The organism is Streptomyces sp. NRRL WC-3618 (assembly GCF_001280005.1).
Classification (GTDB): Bacteria; Actinomycetota; Actinomycetes; order Streptomycetales; family Streptomycetaceae; genus Streptomyces.
In genome coordinates this window covers 1-16,361 of sequence record NZ_LGDW01000009.1, presented here as the reverse complement: position 1 = coordinate 16,361, position 16,361 = coordinate 1, and the positions used below count along the sequence as shown (strand labels likewise).

Sequence of the window (16,361 nt, the reverse complement as noted above, 5' to 3'; positions counted from 1 at the left end):
CGGCCATGCTGCTCCTTCAGGTCGGTCTGGTGCTGCCGCTGCTGTGGCGGCGGCGCAGGCCGATGGCCGCCTTCGGTGCCATCGCGGTCGTGTTCGTGCGCAGTGGTCGCTGGGGACGGCTCTGCGCGCGGACATCGCCCTGTTCATCGCCCTGTTCATCGCCCTGTACAGCCTGGCTCTCCATGGACGGATGCGGCGGTTGCCGTGGGCCTGCGGCGTCATGGCGGGTGCGGTGGTGCTGGTCGCGGTGCGGGTGTCGGCGGCCGTGTCCGTCTGGGACGCGCTGTTCTTCACGGCAACTGGGGGCCGCTCCCGCGTCCTCGTGCTGACCACCTTCGACCTCTCAGACTGTTCTTTAACCTTCGGCTGAGGGCCCGGAGTCAGAACGAGCCCGGCTGGCGACAACTCCCGGGCGTGGTCGCGGTTCGTGCGCCAGACTGCGCGGATGGAAGCGAGCAAGGTGGCGGAACTGGTCGGAGCGGCCCTGGCGGCGGCGCGCGTTGCCCGGAAGACGGATGACTGGGACGAGTACGGGACCCTGCTGTGGCGGGCGGGGGCTGACGGATGTGGGTCGCTGGCGCTCGGCCTGGAGCTGATCGCTTCGAGCGATCCGGTCGAGCGGGAGGCGGGCTGCGACCTGCTGGGCAACGCGAGTAATCAGAACGAGGCGGTCCGTGCCGAGACGGCGACCGCGCTGGTCGCGCTCGCGGAGGGGGAGAGCGAGGGCTGCGTTCTGTGGACTCTGGTTCGCGCGATCGAGATGACGTACGACCAGCGTGCCGTCCCCGTGCTCGTCGCCTTCGCCGGGCATCCCGACGCCGAGGTCCGCCGACAGGTAGCCAGCTCCTTCGCGGGGATCTCCACCGGCTTGCCGGACGGGCCGGACATCCGCGCACTCATCACGCTGACCCACGACCTGGACCCGGAAGTCCGCAACTGGGCGACGTTCACGCTGGGCTACCAGCGCGAGGTCGACAGTCCCACGATCCGGGCCGCGCTCTGGGAGCGGACGACCGACGAGTATCCGGATGCCCGCGAGGAGGGCATCCGCGGATTGGCCCGGCGACACGACCTGCGTGTGGTCCCGCTGCTGGTGGGACTGCTCGGCAATCCCGAGGGCGCGCACGTCCTCACGTTCCACGCGGCGCAGATCATGGGCGTTCCCGACCTTCTGCCGGTTCTGAGAGAGTACGAGCCCGACGTCGTCGAGGCGATTGCAGCCCTGAGCGCCTGCGACCCGCTGCAACGGGCCCAGATGGACGCCTCGGCGTGGGATCTGGTCGGCGCGCTCCACCGACTGCGCCCCGACCTGGACGCCTCCGTCTACATGGAACGCTTCGACCACGGCCTGAAGCTTGGCCTCAACGCCACCTGCGGTTCAGCGGGCTACGACATCGAGACACTGCTGAATCGCGCGGACGGCGAGCCCGCGCGTGCTGCCGAACTGGTCGCCTCCGATCTGCCAGCGATCTCGAGACGCACCAGCTGATGCCGCGGATTCCCTGGCTGACCACAGGTTTTGGCGTTCTCCAAGCATAGGGAGCGACCCTGGAGTGATCATGTGCGTTGCTGAAGCACCCGTGATCGACCCAAGGCCGCGAGGAAGAGTGTGCTGGAAGACGCTGACCGACGCGCTGCTGTACGCCCACGGGCCAGTGAAGTCGCTGGTCGACCTGACACTGACGGCCGAGCACCGGCGCGCCACGGCGCCCTGTACGACGCGCTGAACTGCGGCCGGATCGGCACGGACCGGCTGCGCGCCGAACTGGCCTCTCTGCCGGTGCCGCGCACGGACGACGGCCGGATCGTGCTCGCGGTTGACGTCTCGCCGTGGCGAGCTCGGACGCGCCGACCAGCGCCGACCGGCTCTTCTGCCGGAAAGGATGAAGAACAAGCTCAGTGCCTGTTTCTGACCCTAGGTGTCCCGTCTCTGTCGAGCTGGACCCTGTCTCAGCTGATCTCGTCCGATGGGGCAGCCATCACGGTCACACGCGGCTGGGCCACGGTGTCCTGAACGAGGACCAGGGCCGTCACCAGCACGGCCAGGAGGGCCAGGGCGACGAGGGACGGGACGAGGGCGACAGCGGGGCCGGCGGCGAGACATACTGCCGCGCCGACGAGAAGGACCGGGGAGCGGTGGTTCGCGGTGCGGAACAGCAGGGCGGCGGAGGCGAGGAGGAAAACACCGACGCCTCCGGGCAGGGCCCAGGCAACGACACCGTGCAGGGGTTCGGCCAGGTCGTAGTGGCCGGTGTCGGCGACCTGATGGAGGGCCGTCTTCATGCCGAGGGCCGTGATGACGACTCCGGCCACCAGCGGAAGGTGAAGGAAGGTGTACGCGTCACGGGCCAGCCGGGTGCGGTCGTCGCCGGTCAGAGCGGACAGCCGCTGCTCGGTCGTCTCGGCGAGCTGACGGAAGTACAGGCGCCACAGGCCCGCGGAGACGAGCAGTCCCAGTGTGGCGGCGGCCACGACCGGGGTGCTCAGCGGGAGGCCGGACACCCCGACACCGAGGGCGACGATCGACTCGCCGAGGGCGATGATGACGATCAGGCCATGACGTTCGGCGAAGTGGCCGGGCGAAGCGACCCGCCAGCCCGACTTTCCGGTGAGGAATACGCCCAGGTAGTCGATGGCCACTGCGGCGAGCCAGATCATGATCTGCGCCATGCCGGTGAAGGCCGCGCCCACGAGGAGCAGGGCGAAGGGCGGGGCCACCGAGAGCAGGGCCACGCGGCGCAGGACGCGGTGCAAGGCCTGATCGGTGGGGTCGGCGAGCCAGTACGTGACCAGGTGAAGGGCGCGGACGGCGCCGTAGCAGAGGACGAAGACCAGCGGGGCGGGCAGTCCGCCGGGCGCGTCGTCGTAGACCTCGGGCAAGGTCAGCGACACGATCAGGACAACGGCCATGACGGACACCAACACGGTGAGCATCGCGCCGGAGTCGGCCCGCACCACGTTCCCCAGCCAGGCGAAACAGCACCAGCACCACCACAGCAGCGCCATCACGACCATCCCGCCGAGCAGTCGCAGCCAGCTCGGGTCGGCCGCTATCAGCGCCGTGACCTGCGTGATCGCATACACAAACACCAGGTCGAAGAAGAGCTCGGCCGGTGTCACCCGATGGCCGCCCCCTGTCGCGACCAGCCGCGATCTCTCGCTGTTCGTCTCCACTGCTCCCCCTTCGGGGCGCCCCGCCACCCACGTGCGGAACAATACCCACACTGGACATGGCCGACGATGGCTCTTGCGGCGTACGGGAGTTCGCTTCCCGCGTACACACGGATACGGAAACCGATCCTCCGCTCGAAGCGGCGGAGCCGGACCGGATCAGCTGAGACAGCATCCGGCATTCCCCGCTCCGGGCCCATGTCCCTCCCCCACGCTTCAGGCCGGGGACGCCAGCTCCGCCCTGCTGGTCACCCCCAGTTTGCGGCCCGCTTGCTCGATCAGGCCGGTCACGTCGTGCGGGGTCAGGAGCAGGGCCTGGGCGATCTGACGGTCACTGTGACCCGCGCGGAGCAGCTCGACAAGCCGGTGTTCGGTCGGGGAGAGGCTCGGGGCCGCCGGTGGGGCCGGTTTCGGGCGCACTCCTGCCGTGGCGAGCGCTGCGCGTGCTTGGCCGGCCAGCAGGACGCTGCCGCAGGTGTCCGCGAGGTGGAGCGCCTGGGTGAGGGCTTGGCGGGCCTTGTCGGTCTCGCCGCCGCGCAGGAGGGCGGCTCCCAGCGCGTAGTGGGCGCGGGCCAGTTCGAGTCGGGCGGGGGACCGTTTCAGCAGGGCCACGGCCTCGCGCAGGAGGGCCTGTCCTTTGCGTCCGCCGTGGATGACGCCCAGACAGCGTGAGGCCACCCCGATCGCTCGCTCGGTACCCCACTGGTGGGCCAGCTCCAGTTCCTCGGTGGCCAGTTGGAGCGCGTCCGTCCGCTGTCCGAGCGTGAGGTGCAGCAAGGCCGCCCGCGACCGCCACGGCGCCCCGGCCAGGCTCATGACCTGTGCCCGGTTCTCCTCCGCGCCGTACTCGTGCAGGATGGCGAGGGCGGCGGCCTGGTTGCCCCGCGCCGCGTGCAGGCGACTGCGTACGAGGAGCGCCGGGCCCTGCCAGGTCCAGCCCACCCGGTCGAAGTCGGCGTCCGCGGTGAGCACTGCCGTCGCCGAGGTCAGGTCGCACCGCTCGATCAGCGACTCGCCCACCTGGGCCATCATCCCCAGCCTGGCCCGAGGCTCCAAGCCCTGGTCGGCCGTGGTGGCGGGGTGTCCGAAGTCAGCGGTGAGCGGGAGCTGTCGGCCACGGCGGGCCTGGACGAGCAGTTGCCAGGTCATCGCGGACGAGACCATCAGGAACGAGCCCCATCGGCCGCCCATGTCGGCGATGCGGTCGAATCGCGCGACCGCGTCGTCGAGCCGGTCGGTGGCCACGAAGGCCAGCCCGGCGAGGGTCACGAGCATGTGGGACGTGTCCGCTGTGACCAGGCCGCCTCGCAGGGCCCGGTCGAGGAGGTCGTTGGCCACCTGGGCACTGGCCTCCCCCGTGGTGGCCGGGGCGGACAGCGCGGCCAGGACCATGCACTCACCAGGGGTGTCCCCGGCCAGCTTGTGGTCCCACAGCCGTCGCGCGTGCCTGCGTGCGGCGGGGAGCGTGGACAGTTGGTCGTAACCGATCAACAGCATCTGCGCCTGAAGGAACCACGACACCTCACGAGCGAGGCCGATGCCGTCGTCGGTCTGCCCCAGATCGTCCACCGCACGGGCGAGGACGTCGACGGCGCGCTCGTGCTCATGGCTGAGGAACAGCGCGCCGGCGAGCGCGGAGGCCGCGTCGGCCAGCGCATACGGGTCGGCCAACGCCGTCGAGGCCTGCGTCAGGTGGTGTCTGGCCGCGCCGACGTCGATCTGCATCTCGTCCTTGCCCAACTCCAGCAGCAAGGGACCACGATCTTCGACGGACACCGGCTCGCGCAGAGCCCGGCGCAGATAGGCGACGGTGACCTCCGGAGCCCCTCGGCCACGAGTCGCCCGCGCCGCCTCCCGCAGGGCGTCCACCCACCAGCTCTCACCGCCCGGTTCGGCCAGCAGCAGATGGGCCGCCACCAGATCGTCGGCCGCGCCGTCGCTGCGCAGCAGTTCGGCTGCCCGCGCGTGACCGGCGGCCAGTTCCACCGGCCCCAGGACGGCTTCGGCGACAGCGGTGCGGACCAGCGCATGCCCGAACCGCACCGGCTCACCCGGCGCCAGCACACCGATCTGGCGCAGCCTGCCGCCGAGCTCCCGTGCCGTCGACTCGCCCAGCTCCGCCAGCTCGGCCGCGACCCTCCAGGTGGCCTCGTCCCCCAGCACCACCAGGGCCCGCGCCAGGCGGAGGACCGGCTCCGGCTCGTCGGCCAGCCGCTTGACCACGGTTTTGGCCAGGATCCGGCCCCGGAACTCCTCCACCAGATGAGCCTGATCGTCGGCGGCGCTGACCTGGTTGTCGGCCAGGGTCCGCAGCAACTCGTGCAGCAGCAGCGGGTTGCTTTCGGTGGCCGAGGCACACGCGGCGACGAACCGTGGTTCGCCGGGCCCCAGGCTCGCCCGCACCAGGTGGGTCACACTGTCGGTGTCCAGGCCGGGCAGGCCGACCGGACGGCAGTACGGCTGTCCGGCGATCCGCTCCAGCATCGGCTCGACCGCTGCCCCGTTGTCCGGCCGCCCCGCCAGCACCAGCAGCAGGGGCAGACCCCGCAGCCGTCGCGCCAGGTACTCGAGCCACCGCACCGACGGGGCATCCGCCCACTGCACATCATCGACCACCAGGGCGACCGGCCCCTCGTCGGCGACATGCACCATGAGCCAGTACAGACTGTGCAGAAGGCCCACAGACGCCTCGGGCGACAACTCACCGGTCCCCTCCACGCGCAGCGCGTGGGACGCCAACTGCGCCGGACCCGACAGCAACCGCGCCCGCCCCTCGTCACCGGCTCGGGCCAGCAAAGGCTCGATCAGCTGCCGCACCACCGCGAAGGCGAAGCCCTGCTCCAGCTCCGCCCCGCTCGCGGACACCACCAGGATCTCCTGCGGCTGCTGGACGCCCGCCCACGTATCCAGCAGAGCGGTCTTCCCCATTCCCGCGCCCGCCCGTACCAGCACCACGCCGCCCCGGCCCGCCCGTGCCTCGCCGGCCGCACGCTCCAGGACCACCAGCTGGTCCTGCCGACCGAGCAGGCCGAACGGCGCCGTGGCGTCGTCGGCAGGAGGAACCGGCTGCCGGCCGGGGCGGCCCGCCGCCAGCAACGCGGCGGCGTCGGCGTCACCCAGCCCCAGCGCCGCCACCAGCAACTGCGCCGTGCGGCGCTGCGGACGCGCCCGCCGGCCGCGCTCCAGATCCCGGATGGACCGGGCCGCCATCCCGGCGGCCTCGGCCAGCTCCTCCTGCGTCATCCCCGCGGCCCGGCGAAAGACCAGCAGCATCTCACCGAACGTCGCCAACTCCCCTGCCCCCCACACCGTCCCACCCCACGGGACGATCCCCTTCGAGCCCTGCCCGAAGCATCCGGGCGAGACTCCGACGCCTCGCCGTTGAGCGGGATGGTACTCACCGGCGCTGCTTGCCGTCCGTCCTTCCTTCGACCTGGTGTGGACACGCAGGGCGGACAGGTCGGCCCGCAGGCCGTGCTCCGAGGCCGTTCACGGAGGGCACCCGTACGAGGACACCCGTACTCGAATGAGGAGCGGCGGCTGCCTGACCGCGTACGGAAGAGCATGGGGGCGGACAGGGGCATCAGGAGGAAGAACAACCGGACGGACCACCGGAAGAACCGCGCGGAAACCTTCCGGTGCCGGAGCCGGTTCCCTCGCCCACGCCGGCCGGACCGGAGGCGGCGGCCCGCCCGAGGGACAGGCATCGGGCCGCCCTCGTTGTGCGAACGGGGAACTTCACCGCGCCCATGACGGCGGCTCTGCCCATGGTCCCGCCCAAGGCCCTGTCCAAGGCTCTCGTCGCGCTCGATCGCATCGGCGTTCACGAGGAACTCACGTGGTGAGCCCGCTGCTGGAGCAGCTGCGGCGAGTTGCCGGCTCTCGTCCCGACAGCAGCCTCCGGCGGGCCGGACAGCCCCGTTTCCCAGGGTCGTTGCGGTCGCACAATCGTGAAGGCACGGCGTTGGCCCGAGTTCCCGTGGAGAGGCCCGGAACCCGCCCTTCCCCGTACTGCAGCTTTCAAACAACTGCGCTCTCCACGCGGCTGCTTGCCGACTACGGTGGCGCTCGCTGAACGGGGAGAGACACCGTTGGACCGGCAGCTGGACTGGGGGAACCGTGTTGCAAGGGATAGCCGTCACACGTCCGACCTCGTCGGCGGAAGACCGGTGAGCGTGGGCGGACCGTTGGTCGTACCGGTCCACCTGGACGCACTGTGCCTGACCGACGATCTTGACGTGCGAGGACCGGACAACGCCTTCAGCCGGCTCCCCTACCGCGACGCGGCCACCGGTCCGGATCACCACGAGGATCTCCCGTACGTCAGCGAGATCATGGCGCGGACCCGCTTCCAGGACGAGGACTTCCGGCTCAAGGCCGGCGTCCATCTCCCCTGGGCGCTGCCCGACGGACTGACCCGGATGGTCCAGCGCGCGGACGGCACCACTGCCGTCCCGGCGGTGCCGAACCGCTGGCTGGTGACCCGGAGCAGGGACGGGCGGGTGGAGGGGGAGTGGGTCGTCGAGAGCGACTACCTGTCCGACGACAATCCCGCCGCGATCCTCTATCCGGTCCCCGGAGCGGACCGGCCGCACAAGCGGCTCGGCCGGAAGCCGCCGCTCGACGTCTGGAGCCGCTCCACAGACCGCTCGCGGTATCTCCCCGAGCTGACCGCGGTCGGATACGGGGAGCCCAATTTCGCGGCTCGGTACGCCAATTGCCACAGCGTCTTCGGCTTCCTCGACCCGGACTACCCGGGCGCCACGCCGAAGGGTCTGCGCTACGAGGTGCTCGGCTGGTTCGACGACCACGGCCAGGATCCCGCCGCCGCGCTGGGTGACGGCTCAGCGGCGCCGGACGGTCAGAGCTGGCAGGAGGCGGCCCGACTGCGGTTCGGCTGGACGGCGTCCTCGGCCGGTCTCGACCAGGAGTGGATACGCCATCTGCTGGACGGCGCCTTCAGCATCGGCAGACTGACCGCGGCGGACGCCGAACTCGACAGGGCGGGATCGCCGATGCACAGCGCCGCCGGTGATGACCAGGGCGCTGATCCGATCCGGTGTCGTGTCCGGCTGACCCGGGCTGGTCGTCGAGGCGTTCGCCGAGGGTCACGCCAGTCCGCTGGAAGAGGTCGGGACGATCCGTCTCACCCCGGACATCATGCTCTGCCTCTTCGTCGGCACACTGACCCGGCTGGACGTCCGACAGCGGCCCGAGGCGATGCACTTCGCGGTGGAACTCCCCCCTGCCGCCGGACAGTTCGGCAAGTCACTGCGCAACGCCGACGGGACCGACGGCCCGGTTCTGGCGTCGCTGCCCCTGGGCCCCGGCGGCCGGCTGCCCATCGGCGACCTCACCAGGAGCATCGCCGCGACGCTGCGTGTCGAGACGCTCGGCTCCGGCGATTTCGCGCGGCAGAAGATCGAGACGGCAGAGCAGGTGAGCTTTCTCAGCTCCTGCCCCCTTCCGTCGCCGTACGCCCTTCCCCGCCTCCTGCCGTTCCCGTGGCCCCGCGGCCCGACGCGTCCTGACCGGCGCCCGGAGCGGGGAGCGCGCGTACCTCACGTCCCTGCCCGAGCACATGCCTCGCCCCGCACGAGGGGGAAGACCCCCGCCAATCCCGAAACCGGAGCTCCCACATGACCACCTTCCACGTCGCGGTCGACCACCCCGACCCCGGCACCCACGACATCACCACCACCTATCTGGGCACCGTCGATCAGGCCCACATCGACCGCGTACGCGCCATCGCCGCACTCCCGGGCACCGAGCGCCACGTCAAGGAACACCCCCGGCACGAGGGCGCCTTCATGGTCCTGCGCGACGACGGCGACCTGGACGTCTACGAGCCCACCAGCCCGGCCGAGCACCTCGCACCCGAACCGCTGCCGGAGACCCCCGACGAAACCGGCGACCGGCACGCAGGCTTCCTGAGCAGCGACATCCGTGCCCTGGGCGATGCGCCGCACAGCGCGTCAGGCCCGGCCTACATCGACGGCGTGACCCGGCTCGGCGACCAGCGCATCGGAGGAGCGATGGACACCCCGCTCGAGCCGCCGCGGGCCGTGTGGCACACCACCGAGTCCCCGGCCGGAGGCGACTACTTCACGTCCGTGGCGGCCTTCCTGATCCGTGCCGGGGTGGAACCGCAGGTGATCTACTGCCCGGTCACCGACCGGCTGGGCCAGTTCGGGCCCCTGAACCTGTCGTCGAGGGCGCTGAAGAACGACGGCACGAAGCGCACGAACCGAACCGGCAAGGTCTGCATCCAGATCGAGGTGCTGGGACGTGCCAGCGCCCCGTGGACAAAGGGTTTCGACCCGAAGGCCAAGCCGAACTTCCAGAGGCTGCTCACCGCGATACGCGCGCACGACATCCCGGACGTGTGGCCTGTCGGGGCCCTGCCGGCCACCGCGGCCGCCGCGACGGAGCGTCCCAGAACCACCTGGGAGAACAAGGGCGGCCACTACGGACACTCCCAGATCCCCGGCCAGGACCACTGGGATCCCGGGGCCCTGGACACCGAGATCGTACCGGGCAGGCCCAGCTCCGACGGCCGGGGAACCACTCCGGACGCCGGGTCCGGCACCTACACCGTGAAGGCGGGCGACACTCTGACGTCCATCGCGACCGCGCACCGGACCACCGTGGCTGCTCTGTTGTCCCTCAATGGCATCAAAGACGCCGACGAGATTTCCGTGGGGCAGAGATTGCGACTGCCGACGGCGGGCCCGGCGAAGCCGCCGGCACCGCGGTACGAGCCGTTTCCCGGGACGGCTTTCTTCCATGCCGGCCGCCGCAGCCCCCTCGTCACCGCCCTGGGAAGGCGCCTGGTGGCGCTCGGCTTCGGCAAGCACTACACCTCTGGTCCCGGCCCTGAATGGTCGGAGGCGGACAGGCTCAACGTCGCCGACTTCCAGCGCTCCCGGCCCGAACTGGCGGGCGACGCGGACGGGATCCCGGGCACCAGGACGTGGGCCGCGCTGAAGATCCCGAAGCTCTGAAGCATGCTCGGCCCGACGCACCGACAGCCGAGAGCTGCGTCACGAGTTGGACCCGGCGCCCCTGTTCCCGGTCGCGACCGCGCAGGCCGCTGCCGAGCGGGTGCCGTCGAGGAGGATCGTGCCGCCGGTGTCCGCTTGCAGTCCGACGATCGCGCGGACCAGGGCGGTCTTGCCGGAGCCCAAAACGCCTACGTGCCCGCCGCGGCAGCGGCGGACGCCTGTTGCAGACGGCGGATCTTCTCCCACGGGATACCACCAGCGACAGTGCCGGGGTGCGGGCCGCCTGTCGCGGATGCGCATCAGGGGTGGCCGATGGCAGACCCCCTCCGAGCGTCAGCGCCTCCGCGAGCCACTGGGGAACATCACCGTCGGGAAGATCTTCGCCCGCGGGAAACGAAAAGTACCTCGTACTGCTGATCTGGGCCGACGCACGCCAGGTCCCTGAGCATGCGCAGCAGGGCGCTGGTCGAAGTCGGCGCCGGTCAGGGGCTGTCCGTCGGGCCGGGCGTAGTCAAGTTTCAATATCCACATTTGGACACCACCACGATTTAAGGGGCCTTGTGTCGTCGCCTGGTGCGCCTGTGCGCGAATCAGTCAGAAGAGGGCGGATCGAGCTGTTCGACGGTTTCCGTCTCCAGGTGGAAGGCACCTGGATCCATCCCGTGACCAATGGCCAACGACTGCTGGCCTTCTTGAGTCTGCTCGGGCCCGCCCCACGGACCGTCGTCGCCGGGACCCTCTGGTCAAACGTGCCCGAGAGCCGAGCGCTGGGCAGCCTGCGGACCACCATGTGGCGGCTCAACCACGCCGTACCCGGACTGATCGTGGCGGCGCGGGGTCAGCTGGCCCTGGCCGAGTTCGTCAGGGTCGACGTGACCGAGTTCGTCGGTACCGCGGGCGCCCGGTTCCGCCACCCCGGCGGTACCGGACTGCACTCGCCGGAACTACGGCTGCGCGAGCTCCTACCCGGCTGGGACGACGACTGGGTGATCTTCGAACGGGATCGGCTGCGCCAGCTCCGCCTGCACCAGCTTGAGGCGGCCGCAGCCGATCTGTGCGCTCTGGGAGGTTATGCGATGGCGCTCGACGCCGCCCTTGAAGCGGTCCGCAGCGAACCATTGCGGGAGAGCGCACGCCGCGCTGTGATAGGGGTCCACCTCGCTGAGGGCAACTTCGCCGAGGCACTGTACGAGTACAAGCGGTTCCGCGCTCTGCTGGCGGAGCAACTGGGCGTGGAGCCGTCCCTGGACCTCGCCGACCTGGTGTTCCGGCGAGAACCTCTCCGGAACCGGACGAAGGCGGCCCCGGTCTGATGGGGCGGCTTCTCCAGTCGGTTGGAGGACACGGACCTCTGCCCCGACTGCACCCTGGGGCGGCTGGACGCGCAGTCACCCCGGATCCCACGCTGCCCCCGCTATGTTCTGCGCGGTCCTGCAAGAGGGCCGCCGGCCTCCGGGCCGGCATGACTGCTCCCCCCTGTCGAACGGATGAGAACGGATGACCTGGGGGGGTGGGATCACTGGGTCCGGGAGGCGCCGTCGGAGACGCTGATGAGTGCCTCTGTGTGTCAAGCGACCGTAGTGTGAGCCTTGTGGCGGTCGCGTTTGAGGGCGCGACAGACAACATCCGGGAGGTGCCGTTTGAGGGCCCTGCGTGCCTCCGCCGGTGTCTTGCCCTCGGCGATCTTGCGCAGGTAGTACTCCTGTCCACGGCCGCCGTCGCCGAAGATCTCGGGCCGGACGCGACGGCAGGAGTCAGTGGCCGTCGCGGGACGGATGCCCTTCATGAGGGTGCGGCTTTCTCGGCAGACAGGCGGGTGGGAGCTCCGCCCGGCAGCAGGTCCCGCAGGGCCGCGTGGAGCCGGTTGATTATCCGAGTGCGCTCGTTGACCAGGTCGTCGTGCCGCTCGGTCAGCAGCCGCAGGATCGTCGGCTGGTCCTCCGGTTCGACCGTGCGCAAGCCCTGCCGGAAGAGTGCTACCTGAGCGACATGCAGGGCGTCGGCGGCGTCAGTCTTGCGGTTCCCGCCGGTGGCCAGCAGCCGGGCCCGGGCGGAGAGGGTGGACGGGACGTCCACCACCTTCTCGCCGGCCGCGGCCAGCTGCTGGGCGAGGCTGCGGCCCAGGCCTCGGGCGCCTTCGACAGCGAAGCGACGCTCGGGCCCACTTCTCGCAGCAGCGCATCAACTGCCGGACGGTCCCGGCGTTGACGACGAAGCGTCGCTGCGCCAGTTGATGCCCGGCGGCGTCGACGGCGACGGCGGTGTGAGAGGAGTCGTGGGGATCGATACCGATGGTGATCACGGGCAACTGGAGGCGATCGGCGAGGACGAGGCGAAGAACCACGCCCTCGCCGCCGCCAACGGCGACAAGGACGCCGCCCTGCACGCCTGGAACGGGGCTGGCCTTCCCGAGCGCAGCCCGGTCTCCGCCGAGCAGCTCGGCCGGGGCGCTCGCGGCTGTGCCCGTCACGTGACGCCCGGCTGGCACCCCGTCAGGCGACCGCGAAGGGTGGCCACATGGACTTCACGCAGAGCGCCGCACGGTCGAGCACCACCCCGGCCAGCTGGAGCTGTTCCCCCGTCCGCATGACCTCGGTCAAACACTCCGTCACCACAGGTTCTTCACGGGGTACTTGTCATTCATGGCCGGTGCCGTGGCTGTCACGGGGCCGGTGACGCATCAGTGACGGAGCGGTGACGCAGGCCTCACTACGGTCACGTCCGTCCGGGCCTGCTCCCGGACTTCCCGGTACACCCTCGACAGACCCGAGATGGGGCAGCATGGCGGTTCAGACTTCCTACCCCGGCGTCTACGTCACCGAAATACCCAGCGGGGTACGGACCGTCACCGGCGTCGCCACCTCGGTCACCGCCTTCGTCGGCCGGACCCGGCGTGGCCCCGTGAACCAGGCCACCGTCATCAACAGCCTGGCCGACTACGAGCGTGTCTTCGGCGGGTTGTGGAAGGACAGCACGGTGAGCTTCGCCGTCCGCGACTTCTTCGCCAACGGTGGCGGGCAGGCGGTGGTGGTCCGACTGGTGAGCACGAGCAAGACCGACGAGGCCCCACAGCTCCCACAGGAGCCAGAGACCCCACAACTCCCAGAAGCTCCACAAGAGCCACAGGACCCACAGGAGGCATCGGCACCGGAGGTGCGCCCGGTGCGCCGCCCGGTGCGCCGCCAGGTGCGCCAGACCAACGAGGCCAGACCGGCCCGACTGACACTGCCGACAGGGCTAAGAGGGAAGTCCCTCGTCCTGCAGGCTACGGACGCAGGAGCCTGGGCAAACGACCTGAGGGTGACCGTCGATCACGACACACCTCCGGAAATCGCCAAGGATGTGGCCAAGCAACTCCAGGTAGATCGAGACAAACTCTTCAACCTGGTTGTCAGGCTTGGGGACAAGGGCCCGCAGGAAGTCTTCCGCAACGTCACCGCGGTCGATAGCTCCCGGCAGGTGGACGCGGTGCTCCTGGCCGAGTCGCAACTGGTACGGGTAGTGCCGGGCTTCGACAAGATCCGTCCCGACCCAACGGACCAGCCTGCCACAGTGGACGAGGACCATCAGGGCGAGGACGGGGATCCTCTGAGTCACGACGACTATGTCGGTGACGGCATGAGCTCGAATCACGAAGGGCTCTACGCGCTGGACCATGTCGATCTGTTCAACCTGCTGTGCATCCCCCCACCGACCTTGGACGGAAACACCGACCCCGGGGTCTACCAGGCGGCGCAGACCTACTGCGCACAACGCCGCGCCGTGCTGATCGTCGACCCGCCCAGCGACATGAAGGTCGCCAACGCGGTCAGCGCGTCCGGCCAAGTACCGAGCAAACTGGACGGTCTCAAGCTCACCGGGGAGGAGGCCCGCAACTCGGTGCTCTACTTCCCCCGGCTGAAGCAACCGGATCCGACCGACCGGGGCCGGATCGGCACGTTCGTCGGCTGCGGCGCGATCGCCGGAGTGATCGCCCGCACCGACGCGACGCGCGGAGTGTGGAAGGCCCCCGCCGGTGTCGACGCGACCCTCACCGGGATCTCCGGCCTCGACGTGAACCTCACCGACGCCGAGAACGGCATGCTGAACCCGCACGGCATCAACTGCCTGCGGACGTTCCCCGGAACCGGCACAGTGCTGTGGGGCGCGCGGACCCTCCGTGGCTCGGACCACCTGGGCGACGAGTACAAGTACCTCCCGGTCCGGCGGCTCGCCCTGCACATCGAGGAGAGCCTCTTCCGCGGCACCCAGTGGGTGGTGTTCGAGCCCAACGACGAACCGCTGTGGGCGCAGATCAGGCTGAACCTGGGTGCGTTCATGCACAACCTGTTCCGGCAGAGCGCCTTCCAGGGCACCACCGCGCGGGACGCCTATTTCGTGAAGTGCGACCGCGAGACCACCACACCGAACGACGTGAACGCAGGCCAGGTCAACATCATCGTCGGCTTCGCGCCGGTGCGGCCCGCCGAGTTCGTGGTGCTGCAGATACAGCAGATCGCCCAGGCCCAGGCCTGACAGACACCGAGAGCGGACAAGAATGGCCCAGTTCACTGTCAACGCACAGCGCTTCGACCCGTACAAGAACTTCAAGTTCCGCGTGCGGTGGGACGGTCGCTATGTCGCAGGCGTCAGCAAGGTGGGCGCCCTCACCCGCACCACGGAAGTGGTGTCGCACCGGGACGGCGGGGACCCCAGCAGCAGCCGCAAGTCACCAGGCCGGACCGACTACGCTGCCATCACCCTGGAGCGCGGCGTCACCCACGACCTGGACTTCGAGCAGTGGGCGAACAAGGTCCACCTGCACGGCGCCGGACTGGCCTCGGAGCTGTCGCTGCGGGACTTCCGCAAGGACATCGTGATCGAGGTCTACAACGAGGCGGGCCAACTGGCCATCGCCTACAAGGTGTTCCGCTGCTGGGTGTCCGAGTACCAGGCGCTGCCCGAACTCGACGCCAACGCCAACGCGGTCGCGATCCAGCACATCAGGCTGGAGAACGAGGGTTGGGAACGCGATGTGGAAGTCCCGGAGCCCACAGAGCCAAGCTTCGTCGGCTGATGAGCATCCTCGACCCGGCCTGGACGCTCACCGCCTGGGAACGCGGAGTGCGGGAGGGCACGCTCGACCGCGCCGTGACCCTGCTGGCCTCGGCGACCGGGCTGTCACGCGACCAGGCCGAGTCGGCGGACGTGGGCAGCCGTGACGCGGTGCTCGTCGATGTCCTCAGCAGGCACACGGGCGGGGTCGTCCAGGCGTCCGTGAGGTGCGCCGGATGCGGTGAACGGCTCGATGTACCCCTCGACCTGACCGCGTTCCCCAGGACGCCGTGGCGTGAGCCCGGCGCCTTGCTGGAGGTGGAGGTCTCGGGCACCGGGGTGCGGTTTCGGCTGCCCAGCACCGGCGACCTGCGGCTGCTCGGGGGCCGCGACGCGGTGGCGGGCAGACGGCTGCTGCTCGCCCGCTGCGTACAGGCCGAGGCCGGCAGCGGCGAGGACCTCGACGAGGAGACCGCCGCCGCGGTGGAAGCGGCCATGGAAGAGGCGGCCCCGGGCGGCGCGGTGACCGTCCATACGGGCTGCCCCGACTGCGGGGCGGAGACTGCCGCGGCCCTGGACATACCCGCCCTGCTGTGGGTCGAGGTCCAGACCCAGGCGGTCGCCCTGCTGCGCCAGGTGCACGTCCTGGCCACCGCTTACGGCTGGACCGAGCCCGAGGTACTGGCCCTCAGCCCGGCGCGCCGCGCCGCGTACCTGGAACTGGTGAGCGCGTGAGCGGATTCCTGACCCACCTGGTGGAGCGGACCCTCGGGCTCACCCCGGTGCTCGAACCCCGGCCGAGAGGGCGGTTCGAGCCGGTGGCGGACGAACTCCCAGGCTGGGATGAGGGCGAGATCCCGGGGGACGGGCTCGCCGCCGTCGAGCCTTCTGCTCCCGCTGCGGACGGTGACCGAGCCGGCGCTGCCCCTTCCCTTCCGACGAGTGTCGCTCCTGCCGGTACTGCCCCTCCTGTTCCCGTGAGCACTGCTCCGACCGCCACCGTGCTTTCGGGGTCTGTGAGCACTGCTCCGACCGCCACCGCGCCTTCGGGATCTGTGAGCAACGCTCCCACCGCCACCGCACCTTTGAGATCCCCGAGCGTTGCTCCCACCGCCACCGTGCTTTCGGAGTCTGTGAGCACCGCTCCCACCG

12 protein-coding genes and 2 pseudogenes are annotated in these 16,361 nt (G+C 70.2%); 9 read left to right on the top strand and 5 right to left on the bottom strand.

Annotated features, from left to right (window positions below; all coding sequences use genetic code 11):
- From ADL01_RS02410 to ADL01_RS45705, 3 genes and pseudogenes are all read left to right on the top strand, one after another.
- Window positions 1–298 (top strand): annotated as a pseudogene (locus ADL01_RS02410) (DUF7134 domain-containing protein); the annotation flags it as partial.
- A gap of 147 nt (window positions 299–445) precedes the next feature.
- Entirely contained in the window at window positions 446–1,489 is a 1,044-nt protein-coding gene (locus ADL01_RS02405) for a HEAT repeat domain-containing protein (protein WP_107090785.1), read from the top strand.
- A gap of 133 nt (window positions 1,490–1,622) precedes the next feature.
- A pseudogene (locus ADL01_RS45705) lies at window positions 1,623–1,875 on the top strand (transposase); the annotation flags it as partial.
- A gap of 75 nt (window positions 1,876–1,950) precedes the next feature.
- Here the strand turns inward: ADL01_RS45705 and ADL01_RS02400 are convergent.
- Both ADL01_RS02400 and ADL01_RS02395 read right to left on the bottom strand, forming a co-directional pair.
- A complete protein-coding gene (locus ADL01_RS02400; protein ID WP_063783443.1) occupies window positions 1,951–3,174 on the bottom strand; it encodes a low temperature requirement protein A in 1,224 nt (407 codons plus the stop codon).
- Between the two features lie 213 nt (window positions 3,175–3,387).
- The gene (locus tag ADL01_RS02395; protein WP_159049438.1) at window positions 3,388–6,444 is read right to left on the bottom strand and encodes an ATP-binding protein; all 3,057 of its coding nucleotides are present in this window, start codon (window positions 6,442–6,444) and stop codon (window positions 3,388–3,390) included.
- An 896-nt stretch (window positions 6,445–7,340) separates the two neighbouring features.
- Here ADL01_RS02395 and ADL01_RS44470 point away from each other — a divergent pair.
- Together ADL01_RS44470 and ADL01_RS45700 are read left to right on the top strand one after the other, a co-directional pair.
- The gene (locus ADL01_RS44470; protein WP_159049437.1) at window positions 7,341–8,702 is read left to right on the top strand and encodes a hypothetical protein; all 1,362 of its coding nucleotides are present in this window, start codon (window positions 7,341–7,343) and stop codon (window positions 8,700–8,702) included.
- 108 nt (window positions 8,703–8,810) lie between these two features.
- On the top strand, window positions 8,811–10,175 hold the full coding sequence (locus ADL01_RS45700; protein WP_053740171.1) for a peptidoglycan-binding protein: 1,365 nt from the start codon (window positions 8,811–8,813) through the stop codon (window positions 10,173–10,175).
- A 39-nt stretch (window positions 10,176–10,214) separates the two neighbouring features.
- On the opposite strand, the gene ADL01_RS44465 is transcribed toward ADL01_RS45700, so the two are convergent.
- Window positions 10,215–10,358, bottom strand: a complete 144-nt coding sequence (locus ADL01_RS44465; protein ID WP_159049436.1) for a hypothetical protein — start codon at window positions 10,356–10,358, stop codon at window positions 10,215–10,217.
- 566 nt (window positions 10,359–10,924) lie between these two features.
- Here ADL01_RS44465 and ADL01_RS02380 point away from each other — a divergent pair.
- Window positions 10,925–11,488, top strand: a complete 564-nt coding sequence (locus ADL01_RS02380) for an AfsR/SARP family transcriptional regulator (RefSeq protein WP_159049435.1) — start codon at window positions 10,925–10,927, stop codon at window positions 11,486–11,488.
- Window positions 11,489–11,742: 254 nt separating this feature from the next.
- Here ADL01_RS02380 and ADL01_RS45215 read toward each other — a convergent pair whose 3' ends face one another.
- A complete protein-coding gene (locus ADL01_RS45215; RefSeq protein ID WP_199834731.1) occupies window positions 11,743–11,961 on the bottom strand; it encodes a hypothetical protein in 219 nt (72 codons plus the stop codon).
- Complete coding sequence (locus ADL01_RS45210; protein WP_199834733.1) at window positions 11,958–12,299, bottom strand: IS110 family transposase; 342 nt, start codon at window positions 12,297–12,299, stop codon at window positions 11,958–11,960. The genes ADL01_RS45215 and ADL01_RS45210 overlap by 4 nt, the downstream gene beginning before the upstream one ends.
- A 657-nt stretch (window positions 12,300–12,956) precedes the next feature.
- Here ADL01_RS45210 and ADL01_RS45695 point away from each other — a divergent pair.
- The 3 genes from ADL01_RS45695 to ADL01_RS02360 are packed head-to-tail and all read left to right on the top strand — an operon-like array spanning window position 12,957 to window position 15,944.
- A complete protein-coding gene (locus ADL01_RS45695; protein ID WP_053740169.1) occupies window positions 12,957–14,690 on the top strand; it encodes a phage tail sheath family protein in 1,734 nt (577 codons plus the stop codon).
- 22 nt (window positions 14,691–14,712) lie between these two features.
- Complete coding sequence (locus ADL01_RS02365) at window positions 14,713–15,231, top strand: phage tail protein (RefSeq protein ID WP_053740168.1); 519 nt, start codon at window positions 14,713–14,715, stop codon at window positions 15,229–15,231.
- Window positions 15,231–15,944, top strand: a complete 714-nt coding sequence (locus ADL01_RS02360; protein ID WP_053740167.1) for a hypothetical protein — start codon at window positions 15,231–15,233, stop codon at window positions 15,942–15,944. The genes ADL01_RS02365 and ADL01_RS02360 overlap by 1 nt, the downstream gene beginning before the upstream one ends.
- The last annotated feature ends 417 nt before the right edge of the window (window positions 15,945–16,361 follow it).